We start from the raw sequence: 15,668 nt of genomic DNA, 5'->3' as shown, positions 1-15,668 counted from the left end.
CTATCGGCCCGTCGTAGAAAGCCCTTCAACCAGAATAGAGGGGGTGTAGCAGGCCCCATTCCAGTCTCCATCGCTGCCTAAATCAACTAGATTATGCAAAGCAGTGTAGACATTGCCTGCCACCATAGTGTCTTTTACCCTGCCCAGAACAGTACCCTGCCCGACACTGTACCCCAATTCTACATTGACGGAAAACTCGCCTGAAATTCCCGCCCCGCCCCCCAAGATTTGATCGACAATAATGCCCTGATCTAAAGACTGAATCAGGGCTGATAGGGATTTGTCTCCCGATGCCACCAGAATGTTGAACAAGCTAGGGGTGGGATAGCTGCCTAAGCCGGGGCGAAAGCCATTACCCGTTGAGCCTTCTCCCAGTTTGCGGCCAATGGTGCGATCGGTATAAAACAGCCGCAGGATGCCGTCCTCGATAAAGGTCAGTGGCTGAGTCGGCAGTCCTTCATCATCAAACGGGCAGCTAAAGGGGCCTTTTTCGGGGTGCTGGGTCAGGGTCAGGGCCGGAGAGGTGACCTGCTCTCCCAGGCGATCGCTCCAGGGAGAAGAGCGCTCAATCACCCGCTTGCCGCTGAGAGCTGCCTGCACCGTCCCCCACAGCATGTCCGCTGCCTTGGCCGTAAACAAGACGGGCACCTGTCCGCTGGGGGCGGTGACGTTGCGCTGAGCCCAGTCTAGGCGCTGCAAAATCTGCTGTACGAGCTGCTCTGGATCTAGGCGATCGCGGCTAATTTGCCCGTCTCCCACGCTCAAAAAGTCATCGCCGCGAATCCATTCAGCCGCTAAGTAGCAGCTCAGGGTTGTATCGCTGTAGCCGTAGTCAATGCCTCTGGAGTTGACCAGGCGCGTCATTTCCAAATCGCACTCCAGTTCCGCTTCACAGATCACATCCGGGTAGACCTGGCGCACCCGATCGATGGCTTCTTGGCCCCACTGCAAAAGCTGCTCGATCGGCACCGCCTGACCGATATCGGGATAGAAAGTGGGAGAACCTGTTGTTAGCTCAATTTCTTCAGGTTCATTGAGCTGGCTGAGGGCGATCGCGCGATCGACTAGCCTCTGTGGCTCAATGTCGCCATAGGCCACTACCAGCCCCGGACGCCCTTTGTACCAAAGCCGCAGCGCTGCTCCCTCAATTTCGCTGCTCTCCAACTGCTTCAGGCGGTTGGCTTCAAAGAAAACAGGCCGCGAATAAGAACGAGATTGAAAAACTTCAGCCGCCTCAGCGCCAGAACGAACGGCAATTTCTAAAAGCTGCTCAGGTAAGTGTTCCTGAGAACTGCCAAACCCCATGCGTCTAGTACGTTTATGGATGGAACTAAGGCTTGAAAATCAAGACTCTTCCCACTATCTTCCGGGATCAGGTACATTTATGCCAGCCTCCATTTTGTTTTGCCCAAGCTGGTTTAGCGCAGTAGCGCCTGTAGACTGGCATCGTCTCGAATCGGATCGAAACTAGGATCGGTTTTGGCCATCACCCGGTAGAGGTTGGGGCTGAAGTTAATTGCCTCCTGCAAATTTTCGACTGACTGACTGGCATCACCCTTGAGGGCGTAGGTGATCGCCCGCCCATACCAGGCGTTGGGATTGGGCTGACGATGCTGAGAAGCTTTTTCAAAGCTTAGCAGTGCCTCTTCGTAGCGCTGTATTTTGTTTAAGACCAGTCCTCGGTAGTTCCAGGCGTAGTAGCAGTCCTGCTTGAGGGTGATTGTGGTATCTAGGCTGTGAACCGCCTCCGGATAGCGGCGCAGAGCTGCAAGGGCGATGCCGCGATTGTACCAGGCCCGATAGCTTTCAGGTCTCAGCTCAATAGCGCGATCGAGGCTGGTAACGGCTTCCCGATGACGATTGAGGCGAATGAGGGCATTGCCGTGGTTGTACCAGGCTTTAGCATCGTTTGGCCCAAACCTCAGAGCCTGCTCAAGGCTGGTCAGCGCCGCCTCATAGCAGCTCAGCTTGGCCTGAGCGACGCCTAAGCCATGCCAGGCCAGGGCGCTTTTGGGCTGCAGCCGAATTGCGGTTTGAAAGCTGTCGATCGCAGCCGGGTAGGCTTTAGTCTCGTGGAGAGCGTAGCCCCGGCGAATCCAAGCGTCCCAGTTTTGCGGATCTTCTTTGAGCGCCTTCTCAAACTTGGCGATCGCCGTTTCGTAGCAACCGAGGTCGTAAAGGGCATTGCCCTGCCCGTGCCAAGTTGCCGAATCTAGATTGTGACTATCGGAGGAGATATACACCAGGTAGCTGTATGACAGAGATTGGGGATGGGTCGGCAGATATCGATAGACTTTCTCAGACTTAGAGTACCCGACTCAGCGTCACAAGCTTTAAGAACCGATAATTTGCGATCGCAGCTATCGCTTACTCTAGGATTAAGAGGTGTAATTATGCGGCAAGTTGACTTATGACTAGCGGTTCGATGGCTTACCGGGTCGAGAAAGATTCGATGGGGGAGCGTCAGATTCCCGCCGATGCCTATTTTGGCATTCAAACCCTGCGAGCTGTCGAAAATTTTCCTATCAGCGGCCTGCGACCTTTGGCCACCTATATAGATGCCTGCGTACTCATCAAGAAAGCAGCCGCGATCGCCAATGGCGAATTAGGTTGTATTCCTCAAGAGATCAGTCATGCCCTGGTTAAAGCTGCAGACGAAATTTTGGCGGGTCAGTTCCGCGATCAGTTTGTCGTAGATGTCTATCAGGCTGGGGCCGGAACTTCTCACCACATGAACGTGAATGAGGTGTTAGCCAATCGCGCCTTAGAAATTCTAGGGGCAGACAAGGGCGACTATAGCCGTCTCAGCCCTAACGATCACGTCAATTACGGTCAGTCTACTAACGACGTGATTCCGACCGCAATTCGGATTGGCGGACTGCTGGCTTTAGAAAAAAGTCTTTATCCGGGGCTTTCCAACGCGATCGCCGCCTTAGACAATCAGGCAGAAGCTTTTCAAGACGTGGTGCGATCGGGCCGTACCCATCTGCAAGATGCGGTACCCGTACGGCTAGGAGAAAACTTCCGCGCCTGGGCGCAGATTTTGGCTGAACACCTGATTCGGATTGAAACTGCCTCTGGCGATTTGACGCTGTTGGGACTAGGCGGCAGCGCTGCTGGCACTGGCCTCAATACCCATCCCCAGTATCGCCACCGCGTTGCTGAGCTGCTGGCCTCTCTGATTGATCAGCCGCTGCGTCCGGCTCCGCATCTGATGGCAGCTATGCAAAGTATGGCTCCCTTTGTCGCCGTTTCTGGAGCACTGCGTAATTTAGCTCAGGACTGCGTCAAGCTCTCCCACGACCTGCGCCTGCTCGATTCGGGTCCTAAGACCGGATTCAAGGAAATTCAGCTGCCGCCGGTGCAGCCTGGTTCTTCCATCATGCCAGGGAAATATAACCCCGTGATGGCGGAGATGACTTCAATGGTCTGCTTTCAGGTGATGGGATACGACAGCGCCATTGCTCTCGCCGCTCAGGCCGGGCAGCTAGAGCTGAACGTGATGATGCCGCTGATTGCCTACAACCTGATCCACAGCATCGAGATTTTGGGTCATACCCTAGCAGCGCTAGGCCAGAAATGTCTCAAGGGCATAGAGGCTAACCGCGATCGCTGCCACGACTATGCCGAAGGGAGTTTAGCACTGGTGACGGCGCTCAACCCTCACATTGGCTATCTCAAAGCGGCGGCGATCGCCAAAGAGTCTTTGGCAACGGGCAAACCGCTGCGTCAGATTGTTACCGAACAGGGACTGATGACGCCTGAGCAGCTAGCCGAGGTGCTGGACTTAGAGAAAATGAGTCGGCTGCCAGCGAATTAGCCTTCTGGGGGCAGATTATGATCTATCAGGACTTACGTACTTGACGAAGTTTTAACTAATCTCCGGATCTTCCGGCTGTCACTATCCTCCGTTTTAAGAGGGGCCGTCAGGATCCTATCTCGACCCCTAGTGTCTCGAATTTTGAACTGTGTAACTTCGCAAACAACGACTATGACCAGCTATCGATCAACCCCCGCCGCTGAGTACAACATGGAGGAAGAAGCCTGGTGGGTGCAGCAGTGGGTAGATCTGCTCAACGCCTATCGCTTCAAAAAGCGCCTAGAGCGGGGACGACGCTATGCCAGAGAAGGTCACATTCTCAGCCTGGATTTTGCCGGTGCGAAAGTGTCGGCCAAAGTGCAGGGCACAGCGCCTGAACCCTATACGCTCTCTATTTGGATTGATCCGTTTACGGACGAAGACTGGAACTACGTCGTTGACACCCTGGCGGAAAAGGCTATTTTCTCCGCTCAGCTCCTCGCCGGGGAAATGCCGCTCAACATCGAAGCCGTCTTTACGGCCAACGGCCTCAATCTTTTTCCCTTCTCGCTGTCAGATGTTCACTCCCGCTGTAGCTGCCCCGATCCGAAAAATCCCTGCAAGCACATTGCAGCGGTTTACTATCAGCTAGGAGACTTCTTCCGCGAAGATCCCTTTGTCATCTTTCAGCTTCGGGGACGCACTAAAGCCCAGATTTTAGAAGCGCTACGACAGCGCCGCCGCCAAGCGGGATTGACGAAGACGACTGCCGCCTCGGTTAATCCAGAAGAGAAAAAAGCGATTGAACCTGAAGCTGTCCCCCTCAACCTAGAGCAGTTTTGGCAGTACAGCGAAGCGCTCGATCCCTCCATGGTAGTGATTACACCAGCCGAAAGCACAGTCCTAGATAACTTGGGCACAATCCCGCTGCCAGCCGGAGAGGCGCAGGCCGTCATGGCTTACCTGAAAGCGGTCTATCAAAGCGTGGCGCAGCAGGCCATGATGAAAGCGCTTAGCTAGTTGCGTGCGTTAGGCGGTGCGGCTCATCGCCAGTAGCCGCCGCAGCCCTAGCCAGCCAATGATGGTGTAGCCGATGGCCAGCAGCAAACTGCTGATAGCCACCCTAAATCCTGACTTAACGGCTTCTTGGCGAATTTGCTTTTCAGCTTCTTGGCGGCGACCCCCAATTTGGGTTTCAGCCTGCTGCCTGGCCTGGCCGAGCTGCTGCTCCAAAAAGTCATCTAAGGCCGCTGGATCGTCGCGAAACTGCTCAATAAAAGCCAATTGTTCTTGAGAAAGCTGGCCCTGCTCAACCGCCTGCTGGAGCTGGTTCTCGTTGGCCAACAAGGAGCCAAGCTGGTCGCGCTGCTGGGCAAAGCGCTGCTCTAGCTGCGTTGTCACCTGCCCGACTTCGGTATCGATTCGCTCCAAAGCTTCTCTGCTGGTAATTCTGACGTTGTTGGGATGCAGCACCGTCAAAACGATAAAAAGCAGCCCTAGCAGGCTAGAGAGCAGACAAACCCAAAATCGAGCATCGGCCAGCAGGCTGCGGCTACGACTGATCACACCGACATTGCTGTCAATCCAGGCACCTGTCAGCACTAGGGCAATACCGACTAGAGGGACAATGCCGCGATCGACAAGCTGAGTGGTTGTGGCTAGCTGCCACTGGGCATCTAAAAAACGAGGCGGAATCACTAAAATTAAAAAGTCAATTAGCGCTGCAACAATTGTGATTGCACCGACAAGCTTGAGGGAAATTGCAGCCAGTGGAGATGCCACGGCTTTACCCGTTGTATTTGCAGAACTCATAAAAAACTCGCGAAATGCCTCAGTAGACTATTTTGCCGTGTGATTTGTAAAAAACTGCACATTTTTCGCAAAAATATCCAATCAAATCGGAAAATCTTTGCTAAAACAAGCCTAGAGTCAGCCGGATAAAAGCGCTTGGTAGTTTACAAAATCCCCTGCCGCAGATTTACAGATGGGCAGGAATGCCTAAAGTATAGACGGTCTGGCTGAGCATTCCTGTCCCCGTAGCTTTAAGATGAGAGCTGGTTTTTACGCTTGCTGTGAGTCCTTTAAATAGTGCCTAATGAAGCCAACTATCGAAGTTTTGTCCGATAAAGCTCAGCTAATTGAGCGATCGCAGGCGGTCATTACCGAAAAGATTCGCGCCGCGATCGCCCAGAAAGGCCGCTGTACTCTAGCGCTGGCGGGTGGCAGTACCCCCAAGCCTATCTACGCCGCGATCGCCCAGCAGGATCTGCCTTGGGACAAGCTGTTCGTCTTTTGGGGGGATGAGCGCTACGTGCCTAGCGATCACCCCAACAGCAACGAGGGCATGGCTCGATCGGTGTGGCTGAATCAGGTACCGATCCCGGCTGAAAATATTTTTCCGATACCGACAACCGCGCCAACCCCGGCGGCTGCCGCCGAAACCTATGAGCAAACGCTAAGAACTTTCTTTCAAGCTTCAGGCTCAGAAACACCCAGCCTAGATATTGTGCTGCTGGGTTTAGGCGATGATGCTCACACCGCTTCGCTGTTTCCTCAGACCGCAGCGCTGCAGGTGCGCGATCGCCTGGTGACGGTGGGCGACAAGGCCGGTGAACCGCGTCTAACCCTGACGGTGCCGCTCATCAATCAGGCCGGGGCAGTCATTTTCATCGTGGCGGGGGCTAATAAGCAGGATGCTCTAGCCCACGTCTTCAGCGCTGAAGCTGATGATCAAACCTACCCGGCCCGGTTAATTCAGCCCCACGGAGAGCTGTGGTGGCTATTAGATACGGCGGCAGGCGCTAATTTAAGCCTCTTTACGGGTTAAGCTGAGTTTTTGCATTCGTTGAGAGAACCGAGGAGTATTAAAATTCTCCCATAAGGTTTAATCAAATTTTGCAGTTTGATTGTCTGATATCCGGTTGCAGAGGAAGGAAATAGCCCATGATTGTCTGTCCGAACTGCAGTCACCAAAACCCTGACGGGGCGGTTCAGTGTGAAGCTTGCTACACGCCCCTGCCCAGTACAATGGCCTGTCCTAGCTGTGGGGCAACTGTGCAGTCGGATGCTAGCTTTTGTGGGCAATGCGGTTTTGACTTGAGAGCGCTGTCGGCTGCAGCTTCCCAGTCTGTAGAGGGGGGCGCTGCGGGCACCGTTGAAATTCCCCAGCTTGATCCGCCTGATCCGCTGATTCCACCTGACCCGATTGAGCCAGAGCCAGCCGCTACCGGTACGGCCTATCAGGTTCCAGAAACGGCCTCTTCTGAAGCAGCCCCGGCTGCAGTGCCACCTGATCCGGTCTCTGCCCCGCCGACCAGCGGCAATGATACTTCCACTCAGCTACAGGTGACCCAGGCCAAGCTGCTGCATGTACAAACCGATACACCGCTAGAGCTTCCACCAACGCTGTCCCTCATTCGGATTGGCAAACCCAACGACCGGGTGCCACCGGATATTGATGTCTCTGGCTTTCCAGATTCAGAAATTGTGTCTAGGGTTCACGCGAATATTCGGGTTGAAGGAGACATCTACTATATTGAGGATGTAGGCAGCTCTAATGGAACCTACGTCAATAATATGCCGCTCTCCTACGGCAATCGCCATCGATTGCGCTCAGGCGATCGCATTGCTTTAGGCAAAGGCGATAAAGTGTCTTTTATCTTCCAAGCTTCATAACTTTGCCCTAGACCGTAGACCGTTTGCTGCAACTCCCATCAATGCTTGAGTAATGTGATTACGCTGTCTTTACTACATCCACTGAATAAAAACCCCTTACAGCACTGGACTTTTGAGAAAGAATCAGTCGTTCGCATCGGTCGGTCTACCGATAACGATGTCATTCTCTATAGCGCTGTCGTTTCACGTCATCACGTGGAGCTGAGACGCACCGACCAGGGCTGGGAAATCAATAGTTTAGGAACAAACGGTACTTATTTAGAAGGTAAACGAATTACCCAGGTGCCTGTTGAAGATGGCATTATCATTCGTTTAGCGCGCTCTGGCCCTAATATTCAGATTCGTGTTGGGGCTGATGGTCATGAGGTGATTAAGTCTAACCTGTTTAGCCGCGCCACTCCGCCTGCCACTGAAAAGCAGGTGACAACCACCACAAACCCCAGTGAAGATACTTTGGGCAAGCCGGGTAAGCAAACTTCAGACAGCGCAGCTCCCTCCAGTACCCTGTCGGGAGCGCTCTATTCTTCAAAACCCGCTCCCTGATATTGGCCACCAATAAGTCACCAAAATTTATGGCCAAGGGCGATCAAATCTATGCCATGCGGGAGCTGATGGGATTCACAGGAGTCTATGAGCATCACGGGATTGACTGCGGTGACGGCAGCGTCATTCACTACCGCAAAACGGGAGAGGCCATGATTGCGCAAACAGACTACCGTACCTTTGGCCAAGGTGGGCCTATCTTTACGCGGCATCAGTCAGTTTCATTCATTCCCGACGTCGTGATTGAGCGGGCCAAAAGCCGTTTGGGGGAACGTCGCTATGATCTTTTGACAAACAACTGTGAACACTTTGCAACCTGGTGCAAGACAGGACGTAGCCACAGCGCCCAGCTTACTAACTTTGGCCTGCACCTCGATCGTTTTTCAACGCCTGAACTGCGCCAGGTAATTACTGATGTCGTTGGTCACAAAGCTGCCGACAGCACGCTGACGCTGATTTCAGCGGCCCTCAAAAACGTGGCGATCGCCCAGCAGAGTCTCTTGCCGCAGGCCCAGCGGGCGCAGCAAGAGATAGATACCTGGCACCGGGTGGCCCAGCTCGCGGTTAAACAAAACCGGGATGACTTAGCCAGAGCGGCGCTGCACCGTAAACTAGCGGCTCGCCAGCAGCAGACTGAGCTGCAGTCTCAGCTAGAGCAGCTCACAGAGTTGCAGACGACGCTGCAGAAAAATCAGCAGCTGGCACTCAGGCAGGAATCTTGAGGCAATCAGTATTCTTAATCAATCAAAGAATATTGACGCGAAGCTGAGCGTTAGGATAAAGGCAACCCGGCTGCCTGAACGCTCTCTATGCTGAAACCAGCCAATTTTTACTTGCGCAACTTTGCGATCGCGACCTGCTCAGTACTGATAGCGGGGTTGCTAGCTTATCTTTTCAATCAGATCGCAATCTTAGAACGACCGCTGCTGCTTTTTGTGGCGGCTGTTGTGGTCAGTAGCGGGTATGGCGATCGCGCTGCAGGCTGGCTAGCGACTGTGCTCACGCTCGGTCTGATTGGATTCTACTCACTCTACACAGTTCCTCCCCTCTTTTTTCCCTCGCTTGTCAGTTGGGCCACCTGTATTTTTGCGGTAGAAGGCATTTTATTTAGCCTATTTATCGATCGCCTCAAGCAGCAAATCCAGCGAACCCAGCGAGATCTGCGCACCAGTCAGGGAGAGTATCGCCGCTTTTTAGATCTGGCTAACGAAGGCGTTTGGGTAATCAATGCGGAGAGAAAGACTACCTACGTAAATCAGCGCATGGCTGAAATGCTGGGCTATCAAATTTCAGAAATGCTGGGACGGCCTATTACTGAATTTATGGATGCAGCAGGTCAGGCTGAGACCGAGCAGCGTTTAGCCAATCGCCTGAAAGGAGAGCGGGAGCAGTTTGACTTTCGCTGGGTGCGTCGGGATGGAACGGATCTCTGGGGACTTGTCTCCACTAGCCCCATAATGGACGCTGCGGGGCAGTTTGAAGGGGCGATCGCCATGATTACAGATATCAGCGATCGCAAGCAGATTGAAACTGAACTAAAAGCAAATGAGGCCAGTTTCCGCCGCGCCGTCGTTAATGCTCCTTTTCCCATTGTGATTCACGCTGAGGACGGCGAAATTCTGCAGATCAGTCAGGCGCTGTGCGAGATTACGGGCTATACGCTGCCGGAGCTTGGCACGATTCAGGACTGGGTGCAGCTAGCCTACGGCGATCGCAGCCCGCAGGTGCAGCTAGATATTCATCGCCTCTTCCAGCAAGAGCGGCGCGTAGAAGAAGGGGAATACGCTGTTCAGACGAAGGACGGGGACAGCCGCATTTGGCAGTTCAGCTCTGCCCCGCTAAATCAGCTAGCTGATGGCCGCCGCGTTGCCATCTCAATGGCCTCCGACGTGACTGAGCGCAAGCAAGCCGAAACCGATCTAACCTATCGGCTAGGGCAGCAGGCGGCGATCGCCCAGCTCAGCCAGCAAGCCCTGAGTAAGACTGACCTGAGCGAGCTATTTGATCAAACTGTGCAGCTAGTCGCCCAAAGCTTAGAAGTAAAGTTTGTCAAAATTTTGGAGCTGATACCGCATCAGGCCGTTCTGCGACTCCGGGCCGGGATTGGTTGGCAGGCAGGACTGGTGGGACAGGCAACTGTCAGGGCGGATCAAAATTCTCAGGTGGGCTATACGCTACAGGCTCAACAGCCTGTGGTGGTTCAAGATTTGCGGCGCGAAACCCGCTTTACAGGGCCGCCTTTGCTGCTGGATCATCATGTGGTCAGCGGCATTAGCGTTGTAATTGAAAGCCTTGATCATCAGCCTTTCGGCGTTTTAGGTGTACACACGGCTCAGCCCAGAGTTTTTACCCAAGATGACCTTAATTTTGTGCAAACAGTGGCCAACGTACTGGCCAGTGCTTTAGAACGTCGTCAAAATGAGCTGAAAATTCAGCGGCTCAACACCAGCCTAGAAGAGCGGGTTTTGCAGCGCACGCAGCAGCTAGAAAATCTGAACCAAGAGCTGCAGGCTTTCACCTACAGCGTCTCGCATGACCTGCGCGCCCCCCTGAGAGCAATGCAGGGATTTTCCCATGCCCTGTTGGAGGACAACCAGGAACAGCTAGATCCTCTGGGCCAAGAATATGTAGGCCGCATCCAGCAGGCGGCGGCGGCGCTCGACCAGTTGATTCAAGACCTGCTAGTCTATAGTCGCTTAGGTCAGGCGGAGATTTCCTTGCAGCCAGTTAGTTTAGAGCGAATTTTAGCAGAGGTTGTGCAGATGCTTTTAGCCGATCCGGAAACAGCCGTAGCTCAGCTAACGCTCGACAAGCCCTTTCCGCAGGTCATGGGCAACTACCGAATTTTAGGACAAATTTTAACCAATCTTTTAGGTAACGCAATCAAATTTGTGGCTCCAGGGGTGCAGCCAGTGGTTCGCGTTTGGAGCGAGCAACAGGGCGATCGCCTCCGCCTGTGGATCGAAGATAACGGTATTGGCATCGCTCCGCAGCATCAGGCTAGAATCTTTAAAACCTTTGAGCGGCTGCACGGCATTGAAAGCTATTCAGGCACTGGAATTGGTTTAGCCATTGTTAAACGGGGGGCAGAGCGGCTGATGGGAGAGGTCGGCGTAGAGTCTCAGCTGGGTCAGGGAAGCCGATTTTGGCTGGAGCTACGGTTAACGCCTCATCGTTCATCAAAACCGACGGCGGTTTCAACTGACTCAAGAGAATAGTTTTTTGCTTTATACTGAGATAGACAGTAGGCTTTAATAAGCTACATTAATTTATATTCCAATCCTGCTCAATTAGTCTTAGCAGATTTAACGCTGAAGCTATCAATCCCAAAACTAAGGCTAGCGATTTTTGAGAGATTTCTAGCTATTTATAAGGAAGAAAGAGTGCCTTTTTATCTTAATTTTTTCTCTAGAAAAGCACAAAAATAATGATTTTAGAGAAGTATGATATTTTGCTAATTGAAGACGATCCGAATGATATTTTCTTAATTCAGAGAGCTTTCCGTTTAGCAAGATTAGATAATTCTATCTATACCGTTAAGGATGGGGATACGGCGGTTCAATACCTCACGGGAGAAGGGGTTTACGCTGATAGAGGGCTATATCCTATGCCAGGTTTAGTCATTCTAGATCTGAAACTTCCCAAAAGATCGGGGTTAGAAGTTCTAGCCTGGATGCGAGAAAAACCGATAATCAAGCGGATTCCAGTTGTCATTTTAACTTCTTCTAATCAAAAAATCGATATTGATCAGGCCTATGACTCAGGCGTTAACTCTTACTTAATTAAGCCTGTTGCTTTTGATTCGCTGATTTCAATGGTTGGCTCCATCAACGACTACTGGATTAGATTTAATAAGTATCCCTCCATCGAAGTTTTTTAGACACCTGGGATTATCTTTATTCATGAAGCCGCTGCGCCGCATTCTGCTGGTTGATGACAATCCCAATGATCGCTTGTTAGCTAAGCGAGAGCTGAAGCGAGAATTTGTAGATTTGACAATCGATGAAATTATCGATCAGGCTGAGCTGGATCAGGCCCTTGAAGCTTACAAATTCGATCTGGTCATCACGGATTATCAGCTCAAATGGTCTACCGGATTAGATGTTCTCAAACAGATTAGAGCGCTCGATGCTGACTGTCCCGTTATTATGTTCACCAATACCGGGACGCAAGAAACAGCAGTCGCGGCGATGAAAGCGGGACTCAATGACTATGTAGTCAAATCGCCGCAGCATTTTGTGCGGCTGCCAGCCTCTGTTCGCTCCGTTTGGGAACAGACTCAGACCCGTTTGCGAGCTGCCACCTTAGAAACTCGGCTGCAGTCCTTGCTCAATCGTTTAAATGTGGGGCTATTTGAGCTGGGGGATGGTGGTGAGCTGTTGGAGATCAATCAGGCCCTGCTCAACCTATTGGGCTTGAATTCACCTGAGGCGGCGCAGCAAAGCATTAATAGTCAGCTACAGCCTCAAGGTGGAGATCTTAAAGACAAAGCGCCACGTCAGCGTGAAGTTAGACTGCAGGCAGAGAATGATTCGATTTGGCTGCGGGTGAGTGAAACTCTCTCCCAGAGCGGCAACTCAGCCAGAATTGAAGGACTAGTCGAAGATATTACGGCCCAAAAGCAGGCTGAGCTAAAGCTGCAGCAGCTCAACCAGCACTTAGAAGCCAAGGTTGAAGAGCGAACAGATCAGCTCAAAGCAACCAATCAGGAGTTAGAGCTATTTGCCTACTCGGTTTCTCACGATTTGCGATCGCCCATTCGCCAAATCAACGGCTTTACTCGGCTGCTGAGCGAACATATCCAAGAAGCTTTTAGCGGTGATGAAACAGCTCAGCACTATTTAGATGTCATTTCTAGCCTTTCTCAAGAAGCAGGGGAAATGATCGAGGATTTGCTGGCCTTTTCGCGGACGGGAAAGGTTGAAATGGAGATGATTCAGGTAGATACTTATCGTCTGGTCAAGGCTATTTTAGAGGGCATCAAAGCTGAAATGCGTGGTCGCAAAATTTACTGGTCGGTGCAGCCGCTCCCTATTGTCTGGGGTGATCCAGGTCTGCTGCGGGCGGTTTTTCAAAATCTAGTCGATAATGCCGTCAAGTTTACCCGCTTAGAGGAGACTGCAGAAATTACGATTGGTAGCTTTGAGCATAAAGATGAGGTGGTCTTTTTCGTGAAAGACAATGGCGTAGGCTTTGATATGAGCTACAGCGATCGCCTGTTTGGTATCTTCCAGCGGGGGCATAGCCAGTCGCAGTTTGAAGGTACAGGTATTGGCTTAGCCAACGTCAAGCGGATTGTGCATCGCCATGACGGACGTGTCTGGTTTGAAGGGGAAGTTGATCAGGGGGCAACTTTCTATTTTGCATTGCCTAAGCCTAGCAAGTTGCGTCAGCGCTGAAGAGATCACATGTTTGAGCAGATTTTACTGGCTTAAATAAGTAAACAGCTATTAGCAACAGACGCGAAGCATTTTTAGGTTTAGCGGCTGCAGCGACTTTACATCATGCAGCTAACGGGGGATACGCTTTATTCAGCTAATAGCGCATAATTTTTCTTAAAGCAAAGACACATAGCTTTGATTTGATTCAGAAAAAGTTCAAATAGAAAGTTTTACGATGTTGCAGGTTTTAGTATTAGAGGACGACACTAGAGATCTAGAGCTAATTCAACAAACGCTCAACAGCGAAGAAATGCGCTGTCATTTTGTGGAGGTTGTTTCTCAGGCCGACTTTGTTGAGGCGCTGCAAAATCAAACTTTTGACTTGGTGTTGGCAGACTACGCGCTGCCAGGGTTCAATGGTTTGTCTGCGCTCAGTATTGCGCAAGAAGTTTGCCCGTCAGTTCCTTTCATCCTCGTTTCAGGCGTCTTGGGGGAAGAACAGGCGATCGAAGCCATGCAGAAGGGCGCAACAGACTACGTACTCAAGCAGCGCCTAGATCGGCTCCTGCCAGCAATGCGGCGAGCTTTGCGAGAGGCAGAAGACCGGGCAGAACGCCTGCGCGCCGAAGCTGCGCTCAAGGAGAGCGAGGATCGATTTCGCACTTCGGTAGAGACCATGGTGGACTGCTTTGGTATCTACTCAGCCCAGCGCGATCAGAACCAGCAAGTCGTAGATTTCATGATTGAGTACGTCAATCAGTCAGCCTGCCAATACTTGAAGACCGATAAAGCGCGTTTAGTTGAGCAACCGCTGCGTCAGGTGATGCCCTTTGTGCATGCCACAACCTTATTCACAGACTTTTGCCAAGTACTCAAAGCCGGTCATGATCTCAATCAGGAATACTCCCTGTCTGGCTCTAAAGGAGAGCGGGCGGCTATTGATGTGCGGGCAGCGAAGCTCCAAGATGGCCTAGTTGTCACTTGGCGAGACGTGAGCGATCGCAAACAGGCGGAAGCCGAGCGGGAACAGCTGATTGAGCGAGAGCAGGCAGCCCGAACCGAGGCCGAAGCTGCTAATCGGCTCAAAGATGAGTTCATTGCTACCCTTTCCCATGAACTGAGAACGCCCCTCAATGCCATTCAGGGCTGGGTTCAGCTCCTCTCGGTTCGACGTTTGGATGAAGTAGCTTTTAATCGCGGCTTATCTACAATTCAGCGCAACACGCGGGCGCTTTCTCAGCTCGTAGAAGACATCTTGGACGTATCCCGTATCGTTCGCAATCAGATGGAGCTGACGCTGACGCTGATGAGCCAAGGCGATCTCATAGTCGTCGTCAAGGCCGCTCTAGAAACGATTCAGCCCCAGGCAGCGGCTAAGAAAATTGAAATTATTACAGAATTTCGTGAGTTTGAGCCAGTTGTGCTAGGAGATGCCGATCGCCTGCAGCAAGTCTTGCTCAACCTGCTCTCTAATGCGGTCAAGTTTACGCCTGAAGCAGGGCAGGTCAGCGTTAAGCTAGACCTTGTGGGCGATCGCGTGCAAATCTGCGTCACCGATACGGGACAGGGCATTGATCCCGAAGTGCTGCCTCATATTTTTGAGCGGTTTCGTCAAGCCGATAGCTCAACAACGCGATCGCAGCGGGGATTAGGCTTGGGCTTAGCCATTGTTCATTACATCATGGAAGCTCATGAGGGCAACGTCAGAGCTGAGAGTGCTGGCCTAGGCAAAGGCTCGACCTTCACGATTGAAATACCCACAGTGCAGTTAGAAGAGAAGCTGATTTCGGTGCCAGAAGTCCAATCTTTGCTGCGAACAAAATCTGCTAAGTCCTATAAGCTGAACAATCTCAAGGTTTTGGTAGTCGAAGATACTGCTGACGCCCGTAAGCTTTACAAAGCTGTGCTGCAGCAGTATGGAGCGGTTGTGCGAACGGCTGCGAATGTGCCAGAGGGGTTAGCTGCTTTCAAAGCCGATCGGCCCCAGCTTTTAGTGAGTGATATCAGCCTGCCAGGAGAAGATGGCTATTCGCTCATCACCAAAATTCGGCAGTTGGAGTCTCAGAGCGAGTCCCAAACCCCGGCGATCGCCCTGACTGCGCACACGACTTCCCAAGACCAGCAGCAAATTTTCGCCGCTGGCTTTCAGGCCCATTTATCCAAGCCGATTGAAATAAAGCAGCTGATTGAACTGATTCAGTCGTTTTTTAACTAAGTCAGTTCAGCCGCCGCTGTTTGAGTAAAGACAGCAAAGCTGATTAGCCCTACGA

13 protein-coding genes are annotated in these 15,668 nt (G+C 52.0%); 10 read left to right on the top strand and 3 right to left on the bottom strand.

Annotated features, from left to right (window positions below):
- Both QJQ48_RS16125 and QJQ48_RS16120 read right to left on the bottom strand, forming a co-directional pair.
- Positions 1-1,305 carry a TldD/PmbA family protein gene (locus QJQ48_RS16125; RefSeq protein ID WP_346292265.1) on the bottom strand — a complete coding sequence of 435 codons (1,305 nt, stop codon included), beginning with the start codon at positions 1,303-1,305 and terminating at the stop codon, positions 1-3.
- A gap of 113 nt (positions 1,306-1,418) precedes the next feature.
- On the bottom strand, positions 1,419-2,243 hold the full coding sequence (locus tag QJQ48_RS16120) for a tetratricopeptide repeat protein (protein ID WP_346292264.1): 825 nt from the start codon (positions 2,241-2,243) through the stop codon (positions 1,419-1,421).
- A gap of 167 nt (positions 2,244-2,410) precedes the next feature.
- Here QJQ48_RS16120 and QJQ48_RS16115 point away from each other — a divergent pair, with 167 nt between their 5' ends.
- Entirely contained in the window at positions 2,411-3,820 is a 1,410-nt protein-coding gene (locus tag QJQ48_RS16115) for an aspartate ammonia-lyase (protein WP_346292263.1), read from the top strand.
- A gap of 171 nt (positions 3,821-3,991) precedes the next feature.
- Positions 3,992-4,819 (top strand): SWIM zinc finger family protein, encoded by an 828-nt coding sequence (locus tag QJQ48_RS16110; RefSeq protein WP_346292262.1) that lies wholly within the window; start codon positions 3,992-3,994, stop codon positions 4,817-4,819.
- Between the two features lie 9 nt (positions 4,820-4,828).
- Here QJQ48_RS16110 and hpsJ-B read toward each other — a convergent pair whose 3' ends face one another.
- The gene (gene hpsJ-B / locus QJQ48_RS16105; protein WP_346292261.1) at positions 4,829-5,611 is read right to left on the bottom strand and encodes a hormogonium polysaccharide biosynthesis protein HpsJ; all 783 of its coding nucleotides are present in this window, start codon (positions 5,609-5,611) and stop codon (positions 4,829-4,831) included.
- A gap of 283 nt (positions 5,612-5,894) precedes the next feature.
- Between hpsJ-B and pgl the strand changes: the two genes are divergently transcribed.
- The 8 genes from pgl (at position 5,895) to QJQ48_RS16065 (ending at position 15,613) form a co-directional block, all read left to right on the top strand.
- A complete protein-coding gene (gene pgl / locus QJQ48_RS16100; protein WP_346292260.1) occupies positions 5,895-6,626 on the top strand; it encodes a 6-phosphogluconolactonase in 732 nt (243 codons plus the stop codon).
- A 116-nt stretch (positions 6,627-6,742) separates the two neighbouring features.
- A complete protein-coding gene (locus QJQ48_RS16095; protein WP_346292259.1) occupies positions 6,743-7,474 on the top strand; it encodes a double zinc ribbon and FHA domain-containing protein in 732 nt (243 codons plus the stop codon).
- Positions 7,475-7,528: 54 nt separating this feature from the next.
- Positions 7,529-8,017, top strand: coding sequence for an FHA domain-containing protein (locus QJQ48_RS16090; RefSeq protein ID WP_346292289.1), 489 nt, complete (start codon positions 7,529-7,531; stop codon positions 8,015-8,017).
- A 29-nt stretch (positions 8,018-8,046) separates the two neighbouring features.
- Entirely contained in the window at positions 8,047-8,739 is a 693-nt protein-coding gene (locus QJQ48_RS16085) for a lecithin retinol acyltransferase family protein (protein ID WP_346292258.1), read from the top strand.
- Between the two features lie 87 nt (positions 8,740-8,826).
- Entirely contained in the window at positions 8,827-11,235 is a 2,409-nt protein-coding gene (locus QJQ48_RS16080) for a PAS domain S-box protein (protein WP_346292257.1), read from the top strand.
- A gap of 209 nt (positions 11,236-11,444) precedes the next feature.
- Entirely contained in the window at positions 11,445-11,897 is a 453-nt protein-coding gene (locus QJQ48_RS16075) for a response regulator (RefSeq protein WP_346292256.1), read from the top strand.
- Between the two features lie 22 nt (positions 11,898-11,919).
- Positions 11,920-13,416, top strand: a complete 1,497-nt coding sequence (locus QJQ48_RS16070; RefSeq protein WP_346292255.1) for a sensor histidine kinase — start codon at positions 11,920-11,922, stop codon at positions 13,414-13,416.
- A gap of 217 nt (positions 13,417-13,633) precedes the next feature.
- A complete protein-coding gene (locus QJQ48_RS16065) occupies positions 13,634-15,613 on the top strand; it encodes a response regulator (RefSeq protein ID WP_346292254.1) in 1,980 nt (659 codons plus the stop codon).
- Positions 15,614-15,668: the final 55 nt, after the last annotated feature.

Origin of the sequence: Sphaerothrix gracilis Ecp01 (assembly GCF_030405905.1) — a bacterium.
Taxonomy (GTDB): Bacteria; Cyanobacteriota; Cyanobacteriia; order Phormidesmidales; family Phormidesmidaceae; genus Sphaerothrix; species Sphaerothrix gracilis.
This window is presented reverse-complemented; position numbering and strand designations above follow the sequence as displayed.

What these genes read in the sequence shown, in the direction of transcription:
- QJQ48_RS16125 (WP_346292265.1), bottom strand. Translation starts at nt 1,305, where the DNA reads ATGGGGTTTGGCAGTTCTCAGGAACACTTACCTGAGCAGCTTTTAGAA.
- QJQ48_RS16115 (WP_346292263.1), top strand. Translation starts at nt 2,411, where the DNA reads ATGACTAGCGGTTCGATGGCTTACCGGGTCGAGAAAGATTCGATGGGG.
- QJQ48_RS16110 (WP_346292262.1), top strand. Translation starts at nt 3,992, where the DNA reads ATGACCAGCTATCGATCAACCCCCGCCGCTGAGTACAACATGGAGGAA.
- hpsJ-B (WP_346292261.1), bottom strand. Translation starts at nt 5,611, where the DNA reads ATGAGTTCTGCAAATACAACGGGTAAAGCCGTGGCATCTCCACTGGCT.
- pgl (WP_346292260.1), top strand. Translation starts at nt 5,895, where the DNA reads ATGAAGCCAACTATCGAAGTTTTGTCCGATAAAGCTCAGCTAATTGAG.
- QJQ48_RS16095 (WP_346292259.1), top strand. Translation starts at nt 6,743, where the DNA reads ATGATTGTCTGTCCGAACTGCAGTCACCAAAACCCTGACGGGGCGGTT.
- QJQ48_RS16085 (WP_346292258.1), top strand. Translation starts at nt 8,047, where the DNA reads ATGGCCAAGGGCGATCAAATCTATGCCATGCGGGAGCTGATGGGATTC.
- QJQ48_RS16080 (WP_346292257.1), top strand. Translation starts at nt 8,827, where the DNA reads ATGCTGAAACCAGCCAATTTTTACTTGCGCAACTTTGCGATCGCGACC.
- QJQ48_RS16075 (WP_346292256.1), top strand. Translation starts at nt 11,445, where the DNA reads ATGATTTTAGAGAAGTATGATATTTTGCTAATTGAAGACGATCCGAAT.
- QJQ48_RS16070 (WP_346292255.1), top strand. Translation starts at nt 11,920, where the DNA reads ATGAAGCCGCTGCGCCGCATTCTGCTGGTTGATGACAATCCCAATGAT.
- QJQ48_RS16065 (WP_346292254.1), top strand. Translation starts at nt 13,634, where the DNA reads ATGTTGCAGGTTTTAGTATTAGAGGACGACACTAGAGATCTAGAGCTA.